Source organism: Cyclobacterium sp. 10D3-21 (assembly GCF_055809755.1).
Window position 1 is genome coordinate 5,639,567 of the sequence record NZ_CM147924.1, and the last position, 12,227, is coordinate 5,651,793.

Annotated in this window: 14 protein-coding genes; 6 read left to right on the forward strand and 8 right to left on the reverse strand. The window is 36.5% G+C overall.

All coding sequences use genetic code 11. The annotated features are described in order from the left end of the window. The first annotated feature begins 695 nt into the window (after positions 1–695). Positions 696–926 carry a hypothetical protein gene (locus tag AC0L7T_RS21755; protein WP_473338392.1) on the forward strand — a complete coding sequence of 77 codons (231 nt, stop codon included), beginning with the start codon at positions 696–698 and terminating at the stop codon, positions 924–926. Between the two features lie 87 nt (positions 927–1,013). Here AC0L7T_RS21755 and AC0L7T_RS21760 read toward each other — a convergent pair whose 3' ends face one another. Beyond that, entirely contained in the window at positions 1,014–1,253 is a 240-nt protein-coding gene (locus AC0L7T_RS21760) for a hypothetical protein (protein ID WP_473338394.1), read from the reverse strand. 236 nt (positions 1,254–1,489) lie between these two features. Beyond that, on the reverse strand, positions 1,490–1,747 hold the full coding sequence (locus tag AC0L7T_RS21765) for a hypothetical protein (protein ID WP_473338396.1): 258 nt from the start codon (positions 1,745–1,747) through the stop codon (positions 1,490–1,492). A gap of 1,231 nt (positions 1,748–2,978) precedes the next feature. On the opposite strand from AC0L7T_RS21765, the gene AC0L7T_RS21770 reads away from it, so the two are divergent. Genes AC0L7T_RS21770 through AC0L7T_RS21785 form a run of 4 tightly spaced genes read left to right on the forward strand, consistent with a single transcriptional unit; the run spans position 2,979 to position 4,735 of the window. Continuing rightward, positions 2,979–3,335, forward strand: coding sequence for a helix-turn-helix domain-containing protein (locus AC0L7T_RS21770; protein WP_473338397.1), 357 nt, complete (start codon positions 2,979–2,981; stop codon positions 3,333–3,335). After that, positions 3,316–4,050 (forward strand): ImmA/IrrE family metallo-endopeptidase, encoded by a 735-nt coding sequence (locus tag AC0L7T_RS21775; RefSeq protein WP_473338399.1) that lies wholly within the window; start codon positions 3,316–3,318, stop codon positions 4,048–4,050. Before AC0L7T_RS21770 ends, AC0L7T_RS21775 begins: the two co-directional genes overlap by 20 nt. Further along, positions 4,037–4,567, forward strand: coding sequence for a hypothetical protein (locus AC0L7T_RS21780; RefSeq protein WP_473338401.1), 531 nt, complete (start codon positions 4,037–4,039; stop codon positions 4,565–4,567). Before AC0L7T_RS21775 ends, AC0L7T_RS21780 begins: the two co-directional genes overlap by 14 nt. 3 nt (positions 4,568–4,570) lie before the next feature. After that, on the forward strand, positions 4,571–4,735 hold the full coding sequence (locus tag AC0L7T_RS21785; protein ID WP_473338402.1) for a hypothetical protein: 165 nt from the start codon (positions 4,571–4,573) through the stop codon (positions 4,733–4,735). Positions 4,736–4,773: 38 nt separating this feature from the next. On the opposite strand, the gene AC0L7T_RS21790 is transcribed toward AC0L7T_RS21785, so the two are convergent. From AC0L7T_RS21790 to AC0L7T_RS21815, 6 genes are all read right to left on the reverse strand, one after another. Next, positions 4,774–5,094 carry a JAB domain-containing protein gene (locus AC0L7T_RS21790; protein ID WP_473343394.1) on the reverse strand — a complete coding sequence of 107 codons (321 nt, stop codon included), beginning with the start codon at positions 5,092–5,094 and terminating at the stop codon, positions 4,774–4,776. 643 nt (positions 5,095–5,737) lie between these two features. Beyond that, complete coding sequence (locus tag AC0L7T_RS21795) at positions 5,738–6,394, reverse strand: hypothetical protein (RefSeq protein ID WP_473338403.1); 657 nt, start codon at positions 6,392–6,394, stop codon at positions 5,738–5,740. 421 nt (positions 6,395–6,815) lie between these two features. Then, complete coding sequence (locus AC0L7T_RS21800; protein ID WP_473338404.1) at positions 6,816–9,023, reverse strand: DNA/RNA helicase domain-containing protein; 2,208 nt, start codon at positions 9,021–9,023, stop codon at positions 6,816–6,818. After that, on the reverse strand, positions 9,020–9,349 hold the full coding sequence (locus AC0L7T_RS21805; RefSeq protein ID WP_473338405.1) for a nucleotide pyrophosphohydrolase: 330 nt from the start codon (positions 9,347–9,349) through the stop codon (positions 9,020–9,022). The genes AC0L7T_RS21800 and AC0L7T_RS21805 overlap by 4 nt, the downstream gene beginning before the upstream one ends. Positions 9,350–9,353: 4 nt before the next feature. Further along, positions 9,354–11,333: a tetratricopeptide repeat protein gene (locus tag AC0L7T_RS21810; protein WP_473338407.1), complete on the reverse strand. Its 1,980-nt coding sequence runs from the start codon at positions 11,331–11,333 to the stop codon at positions 9,354–9,356. Between the two features lie 70 nt (positions 11,334–11,403). Next, on the reverse strand, positions 11,404–11,634 hold the full coding sequence (locus tag AC0L7T_RS21815; protein WP_473338408.1) for a helix-turn-helix domain-containing protein: 231 nt from the start codon (positions 11,632–11,634) through the stop codon (positions 11,404–11,406). Between the two features lie 180 nt (positions 11,635–11,814). On the opposite strand from AC0L7T_RS21815, the gene AC0L7T_RS21820 reads away from it, so the two are divergent. Then, positions 11,815–12,186 (forward strand): hypothetical protein, encoded by a 372-nt coding sequence (locus tag AC0L7T_RS21820; protein WP_473338409.1) that lies wholly within the window; start codon positions 11,815–11,817, stop codon positions 12,184–12,186. Positions 12,187–12,227: the final 41 nt, after the last annotated feature.

A 12,227-nucleotide genomic window follows, 5' to 3' on the forward strand; every position in this document is an offset into this window, starting at 1 on the left:
GACATAATAAAGATTTTGGACATACCTGTACACGTACATAAATTAGGGATCAAGTGCCCCCTTCCTTACCAATTCACAGATTTCAATTTCCCATTGGGTTAAACCGAATTCGGAACATCTAAGGGTAAAAATCTCGTTTTCAGTTTTCGTTTGGATCAGTTCAAGCGTCTCCAGATCCTTTCTGCTTTCTTCAATTATGTTTCTAATAACAACACCGTGATGATGATAAAGCCTCCGTTGGTAAAAAGGACTTCAGTCAATTGGGTCACTTCTAGGAATGACATTGCCGGCATTTAGGCCCAGGGAAAAACAGCATCATAAGAAAGAATAGCATCAAAGGAAGCCTTTCTGTTTGTAAACCTCTTCCTAATGGCCCAGAGTATATTATAAATCATGTAGAAAGCATAAAAAATGTGGGGGGTTATCAGAACAAATTAAATTATTGTTTTTGAATCCAAGTAAATCATGGCTCTAATGATTTTACCTAGAAAATCATCTCCTACCCTCCCCTGCAGATAGGTATTTGCATCTACATCAATTAATTCCAATTAGAAATTCATGCTTTTATTCCCAATAAAGCAAAAGGTATTCAAACCACTGATATTAAGTAAATTATACTAAAATCTTTAAAAAATTCTTTTCATTTCATCCTGAAAATAAGTAACTTAAGGTTTAATTTTAAACTTTAATAGGCTTTGAAATTTCTGATCAAACTTTTTCTGGTTTCCTTTATTTGCATGATCGCCATGTTTGGTGCTTTAGGGAGCGACAACCAATGGCCTGGACTATTTGTAGCCTTTGCTGTGTGGGGTTGGTTTATTTATTCTCTCTCCAAACCAAAAGAAACGGCTACTGATAGAAAGATCAGAGCGCAGGAGCGAAAAATTGAAGAATTGCTGCGGAAATTGGAACAAAGAGGTCAGTGATCTCCCATTTGATTGGGCCAATTGAACTTTTAAATAGGGTTATCATTTCAAGAAATTTTTCCGGGGACTTAAAACCCTTTCAGAAAATCAAAGTTCTATTTTCAAACCCTCGATTTCCAACTCTTTAATATGCATACCGGCTTCAATCAATTTCTCTGCCTCTATGGATTGTAGGGCTTTTTGAATCAATTCGATAAGTTTCTTTCCTTTATCCAACCTTTCAAAGGGAAAAGGATCTAAATTTTGATCTATCAATTGATTGATCTTTCGGTCAATTTGAGTTTGCCTGTTCTTCAATTGTAATACTATCACCGATATATCTTTCATTGTCTATTTAATTAACATTTTTGTGTAAATAATTTAAGCAAATACTTGATACACCTGTCTCGATTTTAAAATATTTCAAATCTTTTTTTCAAAAGCAAATTTCTTTAGGAAAGTTGTTTTTAGTGTGCCGTGTTAAATTATGACCTTAAAAGCATAAATAATCCTATGGTTCACAGCCCAATTCTTATTATCCATCTTGAAAATAAAACAAGAAAAAAGCCCAATAGGGCTCTTTTCTAAGCTTTGATCTTTCTGGTCTTCCCAGTTTTTGGTCCAGCTATTTTTTTACTGATATAAGCCGTGTGGGTTTTGCCATATTGATCCGGTTCTTTAAGAGAGGCGACTTCAAATACCAAATATTCTTTGCCATCGTAGTCGACCATCTGGTCTTTCAGGATTTCTTCCAGTGTCTCTTTAGAGATGGATACCCTAATAATGTCTAGATCTTTAACTTGTTTTCCTTTTCCGATGTAAGTTTTTTCAAATTGTGACATGACTTTTACTGTTTAAGGTTTTAAATTTGATTATGCCTAAGAGAATGGGGCAGCCAGGGATACCCAAGCCAAGAGACGTGCAAAAAAATCGCGGAAGGCTTCCTCTGGAAAGCCCTGTTTTTTTGATCGGGCTAAGCGTACCCTTGGCGGGTATACCGCTGCCCCCATCTTTGCATGGACCATAATTCACAACCGGGAACAGGATTGGACTTGGCATTGGGAGAACTGAAATATAAAAGGGATTGCGGTAAGGGTCAAACTAGTACGGGGTATTAGAGGGATGAAAACTGAGAGTAAACCATGGGTTGTATGGTGAAGGAAAAATAGTATGTTTACTTAAAGTTGTTGAAGAAGAAGTGACAATTAGCAAGGCCTAAACTGCCTAATGAAGATTAGTTGATTAAATAGTGGGTTTTGAAAGGACCAAGCTGAAAAGAGCAAAGGGGTTTTTACATTCTCCTAAATGGATACTGGCTTAGGGATAGCAATGGAAATCCTTTTTTCGGGAGGGAAGTGCGGCGAAAAAAGATTGGAATGGAAACGAAGTGGTAGCCCGACCCGTAGAGGGAAGCCCCAAACTCATTTCCTGCACTTTAATAGACTGATCTTCTTTAAGCTTAAACATTTTGACCACGGCACCTCTGACAAGCTTTCATTTATCCCTAGGTTTTTAGCTGCTACCCTATCTCTTCTAGATCTTAAAGTTGTTTGATCTACAAGATTTTGAAAAGTAAGCTTTATCCCTACGATTTTATTCAAGTCTGGCATCTTTTCAACACATCGTCAGCATTCTTTGTGATTTTAACCCACCTCCTTGTCTGGAAAGTTCTAAAATATTCTTAACTCCTATTCACCAACTTCCACAACAATTGGTGAATAAAATTAATCCGGTCTCACTTAAAACAAATCGGTCAATATCCCAATCATAGAAATATCCGACAATTTCTACCTGCCTAGGTATGATTTGTTGACAGGGTTATCAATTTTGTTAGTCAAGCCTTCAATGAAAATTCATTCATCAAGCTTACTAACTTTAGAAATATCCTCAAAAAAAAATTTAACACACTATTTACCAACATGTTAAATATCAAAAAACATATACAAATCATCCTCTATTGTGGGCAATTATTATTAATACCAAAGGAAATTCGAACTCGAGATTTGTTACAAAATTTTAAATATGGAAAATAAAGCGTAACTTTGTAACAAGCCTTTTTAGAAAAACCAAAATATGAAGCAGGATCAAATCATAGGTAAAAACCTACAAGCACTTCGTAAGAAATTAGGGTTCACTCAAGATCAGGTAGCAGAATACCTTAATATAAATCGCGAGGAAATAAGCTACTACGAAAACGGAACTCGTAGCATGCCCTCCCAACTCATGTCTAAAATCTCTAATTTGTATGGAGTAGATGAGTATGATTTCTATGAAGAGAGTTTTGATTTGGCAAGCGTCAACCTAGCTCTTGCCTTTAGGGCGGAAAGTTTGAAACCTGCCGATTTAGCTCAAATAGCCCAATTCAAGAAAATTGTAATGAATTATTTACGAATGAAAACGTTTTTTACCGATGAGCCCATTAGTTCTTGAAAAATATGCCTCTCAATTTCGAGCTGAAAATGGTTACAGTAATCAAGAAAGCATCCATCTCAAAAGCCTCCTTCATAAACTAGGGGTTCTAGCAGTTTTTAGACCTCTAGAAATGGATATATCAGGAATGGCAATTAAGGTCAGGGAAAGCAACCGCTTTATGCTTGTTAATACAAACCGAACTCTTGGCCATCAGCACTTTACCATTTGCCATGAACTTTACCACCTCTTTTTCCAAAAGGATTTCATTTCGCAAGTATGCCAAGTTGGAAAATTTAAAAAAAGAGGCAAAGAGGAGTATAACGCTGATATTTTCGCATCTAAATTCCTTATCCCCGAAGAAGGAATTCTCTCTCTAATTCCTGATTCAGAATTATCAAAGTCAAAAGTCACCCTCGCTACAGTTCTGAAAATTGAACATTATTTTTCTTGTTCTAGGCGAGCCCTAATAAATAGGTTGACAGAACTGAAGCTGATAGACAAAACTCAAGCAGAGGAATATTGCATATCTGTAAGAAACAGCGCCATGAATCACGGGTACTCACTAAAACTATATGAAAAAGATAAGCAGCATGAAGTTCTAGGTGATTATGGGGATTTAGCGAGAAAATTGTTTGAACATGATCAAATTTCAGAATCCCATTATTATGGTCTTTTGGAGGATATAGGTCTTGATTTTTCTATTTTAGGAAACAACGTCGATGAAAAAGAATGACAAAATCATCCTAATTGATGCAGATGTTATCTCCCATTTTATCACAGGGGGACTTATCACTTTACTCCCCAAAATTTTCCCCTATCCCATAAAGATTTTGGACAAAGTCTATGCAGAAATTTCTAGGATGCCTGGGAGAAAAGCTGAGGTAGATAATCTGCTCAATTTCAAATTGATGGAGAAAATTACCTTTCCCGAAGAAAACACTGAAGTCAAGAAAGAATACCTTCATATCAAAAAGCTCATGTTTAAAGGAGATGGAGAAGCAGCTTGCTTAGCAGTCGTCCGGTATTCCCAAAATATCTTAGCTAGTAGTAATCTTAAAGACATCGCCAGTTACTGCAGAATGCATCAAATCAGCTATCTCACTACGATGGATTTTTTATGCAAGGCAGTTAAGTGCAGTCTTATCTCAGAAAAAAACACAGATGATTTTATCAAAAAAGTGCTTGATTCTGGAAGTAAGTTGCCTGTAAAAAGCTGGAAAGAGTTTACGTGTAGAGAGATTAACTTTTAAATTATGCCAAACTGGAGAGAAATAAAATCCGAACATCCAAAAATTGGTCAAATTATAATCCTAACAAATGAAAAATTTACCGGTTGCGAAAAATGGGCTTTAGGACAATTTTTAGAGAATAATAAAAACCCGATAGTGGTGGCTTTAGTGTTCTTTAAGATGATATAATAGTGCCCATAAAATTCCTATTTTGCACCTTACAATAATTAAGGATTTATGCCTAAGTCCAGACAATTAGAAGGAAGTTTTACCCTAATAGTTAACCTTTTTTCTGCTTCGAAAGGTCTAAGGTTTTCAGAAGGGTGATTGTGTACAAGGATTAATCCAGAGATCTGTTGGTCGTGTGCTTTTTCGAAAATTAGTTTGGGATACGCCAAGAAAGTGTTGTTACTTCCTGAACTGATTTTATAGAGTTTGAGTACCTGATTGTTTCGATTTAGTAATACGAAGTAAAAGTGTTTAACCGCCTCGTCAAAAAGGAAAGGTTTTATACAATTGTAAACATTCTGAGAACAATTGATTTTGATTTTTTTATCCGGTTATTCATAAATCCTTCTTCTACCCAATTCAAATGAAGTTACCATAGCCGTAGCCTAGGCATATCCAATTCCTTCTATTTTCAGCCATCTTTCAATGTCCCACTTGGCCAATTCAGGTAGTTTATTATTTGCTTGGGCAAGAATGTACCGAGCTTTGTTTACTTAGATATTGGCTATCGCTGCCATGACACGGTAGTCTGTCATGGCAGATTTCCCCTGGTTATAAAGCATCTCTGTGGGTTCAGATAATAGATTAAAACGTTTCATAATGTGCTTACCGACCTTAAATCTCCTGGAGCTGGAGGGCTAAATGAATGAAAAGCCCATGCCTTTGGTTAGACATTAGTTTAGTCAATGATTGTGGGTAGGCTTAATATTTAAGTCTGATATTTATGCCTACAAATAGAGATATCAGCGGAATTTAGGTATCCACTACAGCAAAAAAAGCTCTCTTTGCGAGAAAGAAGAGAGCTTTAATCCGTGGTAAAACTTTTTCTTAAAAAGGTGATAAAACTACATTCTAAATGCATTTAGGCTTGAAGAGGACTGCTTTTCAAAAGCCTACCACCCGTGCGGAGAGATTGTGAGCCGATGGCTGATGCCCAAATATTCACTGTATGTAGTTTTTAAATCATTCAAAATAATTGAAATTCCAAATTAAGCCTTTATCCAAACCCTGCCCTTCCTGTGCCAATTTCTCTTTCAAAGAAGATCTATGCTCCGCACCAACCAGAATCAATCCATTTCGAAATTTTAACTGTTTGTAATGTAGCAATACACCCTCAACCATTGTGTTTCTCCGTGAATCAAGAAAAACCTGCCAAGCGTCGTAGTCCTGCGTTAATTGAAAATCATTCGCCTCATTTACAATTTTATACTCTAACTGCCCTTTTTCGTTCAAAATTTCGCTACACTTATTACTATTCAGATAGGGAAACCCTAATTCAGCTGATAAGCGTTCATGTTCATCAGATTTAAGTCGATAATCTTCGTAAAACGTTTTAAAATAAGACAACATTCTTGATGCACTTATTCGAATCATTTCTTCCTTCAATTTATCTAATTCAAGATCGACAGGGAAATGGGTGATTTGTGAATTCTTCAAATAGGTTTTGACAGTTCGTGTCTCCAGGGAGTCAGAAAGCAATCCACTATATATAAGATCAAACTTATTTCGAGGCACTTCTTCAAATATCACATCAGGATTAATGGCTTCAATCAATTTTAACAGTTCTTGAGAACTGCATAACCCTCTTTCATAATGTCCTGTGGAAATTAAAGTAATCATTAGTACTAAATCATTTCAAAAAATTGAATAACTAGTGTGTTCTTTGAATTGTGAATTTAGGTCAAAAAATTGTCCGTTCCAAAAGACGATACCCAGCTGTGTTGTCGATTAATTTTAGAATAGCTAAAATAGAAAGAAGACTACCTAATTCCGTAGTCAAAACTGACTGGTTTGGGTTCTCTCTTTTTAGTTTTGGAATCCCAATTCATTAAAGCACAATGCCTGTCAACCGACTTATACGAAAACTTTACATACGGTGGTGTAAGCGGTGTTCAGCAGTCTTATAGCCGCCAACATCTGCTATTTTGCAATCGTACTCTCTTTTCTGTTATCCTTAAGTTGAAAAAGACACACTCTTTGACAAGCTTTGGCTCGTGTGGTTAGCATGAGAAGCTTGGCAATGTATCTGTCTGTTGCATAGCTATTCAATTACTCTGTCAAATACTCCTACGACTCTAAAATCAATTAATTCATCTTTTGTTAGAACAATATTTGAGTATTCGTCATGTGTTGATAGCGGTTTTAATATAATAGAATTATGGCTCCATTCATTAACCGAAACATTTTTTACGCTTTGGTATTCTTTTATGGTATAGCCAGACCCAAAATCTGCGTCTTGGATACTAGTCGATTCAACTAAAACAATTTTGCCATTTCGTGAACCGCCTGTATAAACCTTGAACAAACACAATGAACCGTTGGGAATGCGTTTATTCATAGACTCACCAACAACTTTGCAGATAAAATATCCTTCACCGACTCTAATTCCATCAGGCACTTCAACCCATGTTAATTCCGAGTGCTGTTGATTCTCGCTAAAACCTCCTGCTGCTGCTTGTATATCAACTAAGGGAATAGCATTTTTGTAAGGCTCTACTTTATCAAAATCAAGAACTCTTAATATTGGTGCTTTTTCCTCAAATACTAGGGTATTTTCACCGGTTTCTTTATTAATATGAGACCCTAAATAGGCTCGTAATTCCGGATCACAAGCATAAACCAAGGTTCCTTTAATACCACGATACATAATGGTTTTATAGATATTGACTACATATTCTTTTAAACGCTCATCATCATTTATCCCTGCACTGCCATTCCTATCATGGTAATTTTCTCGAATTAATTCTATCCGATTTAAATGCCTGTTGTATGTTATCTCTTTACCAAATATAATTCCCGCGTAATTTAAATCATATCCTTGGGTTGTATGGATGCAGCCAACTTCAACTTTCGGATCAGCGGAGTTTATCCAATCTATATGCACATTGTTCCATTGCAATTTCGTCCCCTCTATTTCAATATCGTACAAACTTTTGTCACTTTTGGAAATCCAAGGCCAAGAATAACCAGCAATGAGTCGACTCAACCCCAATTCCTTTTCTTTGACAATTATCTCTTTGTGGAAATCTTGGAAGGAAGTAAACAAACGGAAGTCATAATTCTCAGGTATTGTCAAATCATCAAGAGGCTGACACTTCAACAAACGGTCAACAAAGTTGATATAGTCATTTCCTGCAGAAACGCGCATTTGAGATGTGAGCTTGATTGGTTTTGCTGACTGACGTTTCACCTCTTGAAACTTGTCCTTAGGGATATCGGAAGGCTTAATTGATTGTGCTTCATCATAAAAAAATATCTGGTGCTTACTACTTCGCATTATCCAATCGAGTTGTGTGCCCTCATTTCCTAAACCTAATGAGCGGTTTGTGGCATCAAATGACCCATAATTGGGAATATTCTTACGCTGAGCCAAACGATGAGCTTCATCAACAATGAGAATATCATATTCTCTTTTAACAGCATCCGATGGACCTATAACCATATTTGTTTTAAGCCCACCAATTGCACCGAAAACAGTTTTTAGACTTTTACGCAGTGAAGTCATAGGCACGACCAAACCAATTTTGGCATCTCTAAAATTTTGGTGAAATGTTTCAAGCAATCGATATTCTTCTAAGCGATATCCCTCTAAATCCTCAATTTCATCGGCAGCTGGAAGCGGTGAATGCAAAAGTTTCATCAAGTATGTTGCAAGAATGGTTTTCCCAGTACCTGCACTACCTTCTACAAAAATGCTTGGATGCTGTCGAGTATTTAAAGTATAAATAATCTCCATAACTGAGGCTCTTTGGTCCTCGGATAGGGCTTTGTATGGCGAGTATTTGAATAAATCAGAATTTTCGATTTCTTCAATCGATTTGCTGACTAACTTTTCACTCTTCAATCTTGCCCAAATTTCCTTAAAGATGTCGCGGTAAAAAGGCTTTTCGTAGTAATTGTGATGGGTTAGTCCTCCATTTCCATTTTGGAGTTTATATGTGTTTTCGGCAGACAAATATTGGATAAGTTGGGACTCAATGTCTAACGTTGCAGACTTGTTAAAACGATCAGAACCAATCAATGTGATGGTATTTAGGACCAGACGATCTTCGTTAGCAAAGTGGTTTTTTATTCTATTAAACGCATTGGTGGTCTCACCAACATATGCCAATTTCCTTATGTCGTTTTTTATGAGATACACCAACGGCCATTGACTTTTAACCCATTTATTCTTTGCTATTTCGGAAAGTGCATTTTTTGAAAAAGGGTATTTGTTTAAATCAATAACAATGTCCGTTATAGAATTCATAACTCATTATATTTCTTTGCAGTACCCTTTGCTTTATTGACAGGATATTTTTTTCCGTTTTCCTTAATTTTCGCTGTAACTATATCGACAACATCAAACTTGTATTTATCGGCTAATAACAAAGCATAAGCAAAGACATCCGCCAATTCTTCCTTTACTTTCTCGGTATTGGCATCCTCTGCATTTTTCCAAAGAAATGCTTCAAGTAGTTCGGCTGCCTCAATGTTTAATGCGACAGCCAAATCTTTTGGATTATGAAATTGAGCCCAGTCTCTTTCATCTCTAAAGGCAATTAATTTCTCGGTTATTTTTTTAATATCACTCATGCGCTTATAATTTCGTCATTTGTTTAGCTAACTCATATTCTTTATCAAAAGGCATCTGAAGCTCCTTCAACATCTCAGGCATACCAATCGCCCAACTGACATAATAATAGGCCAAGAGTTTATACCCTGAGAAAGTTGTATTTGGAATTTTGTTGAGTCTGTATCCTTTTTTCTCAGGGTTGATTCCGCTTCTGCCCAACATGGCTATTTCAAAGGCAATATCCTTGACCTTATCCTGCGCCATGTTTTTGAAATATTTAAGGCCACCGACCATGTACATGGCTACCGCCATATTGATATCTTTACCGGAGTGTTGCTGCTTGAATTTTTCAAGTTCTTCCTGCTCTTCACTTTCCAGTCCTTCTTGTTGGAAAGGATCGTATTCAATCTGTTCTAAAACATCTATAGGAGATTTAGTTGATGATCTATTGTTGGACCTATATGCGTTTTCATCTACCAATTCAAAGTAAGGATCCAGTTCCAAATCTGCTCCCCAGTGTTGAACTAATTCATATTCTTCTCCAGGTTCTTTGTCTTTCCTGTATTCATTGAACTCCTCCCAGAAAACATCAATCTGTTCTTTTTCGATAGGTTGTATGGTATACGTCTTCTCCATATTGATCCCAAAAAGAGATTCAAAGTGTCTGGCGGAAACCACATTATAAATTCTACTTTTTGTCAGGATATCCGGTGGAGATAAGTCTGTGATTTTTGAGTCATTGACCGCTTTATGGCTCTCTTGGTTGAGTTGGTATAAAGAAATGAATTGAATATATCTCAGTTCAGGGTACTGGTTAAAAAGATAATCTTCAATGAAAAGGTCAATTGGCGTATTGTATACTTGACCTAGGATTCCATGAAACAAACTGTTTGAATAATTGTCAATGCTGGATTGGGGAATCCTTCTTTTCTTCAATTTTTTCAGGGTTCCGGTAATGGTCCTTTTGAACTCTTCCAACTTATTATCCTTACTAAGGAATAATTTGTTTACTCCACTCTTACGGGCTTCCTCTGCCAATTTGAGGTGAGTCAGCTCATGAGCAATTAAATGGTCTGTATTCGGGTATTTGGGGTTGGTTTTTACAAAGTGGAAATCCCTACCATAATTTTCCGCAAACTCTACCTTAGCAGCTGTTGAGATGGATGAATCTTCCTCAATTCGCACCACTTTGCCAGTTAAGTTTTCAATCTCTTGAATATAATCAACAAGGGTTTCTTTCCCTACCTGTTTTTTGACTAGAGCTTGAGAGGATTCCAAGGCGAGTTGTAAGGCTTTTTGATAGACAGGTCCTTCTACGTTTTCTTCATTTTTAAACGTATCGATAGCAAAGTCAAAGGCGTTTCTGAATTCCCTCTTTTGAAAATTAACCAATCCCAAACCCAAAGTCACATGTGAAAATTTTGGATTGGCTTTATAAGCCTTGGATAGAAACCTTTCCGCTAAAGTCAGTTTCCCCAATTGAAGAAATGTCCCTCCAATATTATTCAGGACTAGGTAATTATTTGGATCACTTTCCATCACTTGGTCAAAGTAGGTCATGGCAGTATTTACATCATTGTAATACCGGATGTAAATGTTACCCATCAGAATCAACGCCCAAAGGTTGGAAGGATTCCATTTGAGGGCATCTATTAAATGGTTGATGGCTGTTTCATAATCACCAGTTTCCTCGTATGCCTGTGCCAAATTCCTATGGTATTCAGAGTCTGTAGGATTCTCTTCAATAAGGTGAAGGAAGATTAGAATGGCTTCCTGATACCTTTTCTTGACACAAAGGTCTGTTGCCCTATAAAAATCATTGGATTTATTTTCCTTCAATGCATCTTGAAATTCAACAATTATTTTATCCTCTTCTACTTGAATTTTTACTTTTATTGGATGGTAAAATTCTGCTAGTTTTTGCTTAACAGCATCGTTATTGGTTGAATCTATCGCAGGAAAGAGTTTGTCGAAAAAATTTGATTTATTGAACGTTATCAACATGATGGCGTTTTAGAATGATTTTATAGCTTTTAGATTGGTGAAAGTAAGAAATATTGAATACTAAACTTAGTTATTTCCCTTCCTTTTTCCCCTTCAACCCCATCCCCCCAAACAACTCTTTAAACATATCCCCCGGATCTGCATTGATAGCCAGAGCTATTAGGTAAAGTTCATCTGCCCGGAGTTTGGCGGAGTCATTGGAAGTTAGCTGAGTTAAGCGGGATTTACTTATACCTGTGCGCCTGGAAACTTCTGCTTTGTTTACGGTCCTTTTGGCCAAATACAAGCCCAAATCTGTCATAAAAGTATCGTTTATTTATACACTAATTTAGACAGTCGATACTTTTGTTGCTAAACTTTAAATAACTGTTTTGAAAATAGGTGCTATTTCTATACTTTTGTTTAGAAAATTGAAACAATTGTATTTAATAGCAATACACATCCGTATCCTAGTCTTTTAATTCGGTACTATTTGAGCGTTATGGAGAAAAAAGAATCATTTACCTGCCCCCATTGTGAAAAAAAAATGCCTTTTCGGGTGATCCTAAAAGCAAAAAATAATCATGTCTTTGAATGTCCGCTTTGTGGTGGATCCGTGGTACCACAAAAGACCAAATCCTTTACATGGGGATATATTATCGGTCTTTTGTCCTTTTCCTTGCCCCAACAAATCGTTTTCTACCTTCATCAGGATAAAGTTTTGGCATTTCTAATAGGTTTCTTACATGCGGTCACCGCATTTGTCCTGATATCCCTTTACCACTATTTCAATACAAAGTTTTCGATAGCCATTGCATTAAGCTGTACTCCTATCCTATTGGTGGTGTTCGGAAGACTGCTTATGCACAATTGATTTTATGTTAGGTTTAAAGAAAAAGTAAATGGGGAATCAGC

Bases quoted from the DNA above. Each gene is read 5' to 3' on its own strand.
- AC0L7T_RS21815 (WP_473338408.1), bottom strand. From the start codon at position 11,634: ATGACAGATTTGGGCTTGTATTTGGCCAAAAGGACCGTAAACAAAGCA.
- AC0L7T_RS21760 (WP_473338394.1), bottom strand. From the start codon at position 1,253: ATGAAAGATATATCGGTGATAGTATTACAATTGAAGAACAGGCAAACT.
- AC0L7T_RS21765 (WP_473338396.1), bottom strand. From the start codon at position 1,747: ATGTCACAATTTGAAAAAACTTACATCGGAAAAGGAAAACAAGTTAAA.
- AC0L7T_RS21800 (WP_473338404.1), bottom strand. From the start codon at position 9,023: ATGAATTCTATAACGGACATTGTTATTGATTTAAACAAATACCCTTTT.
- AC0L7T_RS21780 (WP_473338401.1), top strand. From the start codon at position 4,037: ATGAAAAAGAATGACAAAATCATCCTAATTGATGCAGATGTTATCTCC.
- AC0L7T_RS21820 (WP_473338409.1), top strand. From the start codon at position 11,815: ATGGAGAAAAAAGAATCATTTACCTGCCCCCATTGTGAAAAAAAAATG.
- AC0L7T_RS21795 (WP_473338403.1), bottom strand. From the start codon at position 6,394: ATGATTACTTTAATTTCCACAGGACATTATGAAAGAGGGTTATGCAGT.
- AC0L7T_RS21770 (WP_473338397.1), top strand. From the start codon at position 2,979: ATGAAGCAGGATCAAATCATAGGTAAAAACCTACAAGCACTTCGTAAG.
- AC0L7T_RS21805 (WP_473338405.1), bottom strand. From the start codon at position 9,349: ATGAGTGATATTAAAAAAATAACCGAGAAATTAATTGCCTTTAGAGAT.
- AC0L7T_RS21775 (WP_473338399.1), top strand. From the start codon at position 3,316: ATGAGCCCATTAGTTCTTGAAAAATATGCCTCTCAATTTCGAGCTGAA.
- AC0L7T_RS21785 (WP_473338402.1), top strand. From the start codon at position 4,571: ATGCCAAACTGGAGAGAAATAAAATCCGAACATCCAAAAATTGGTCAA.
- AC0L7T_RS21810 (WP_473338407.1), bottom strand. From the start codon at position 11,333: ATGTTGATAACGTTCAATAAATCAAATTTTTTCGACAAACTCTTTCCT.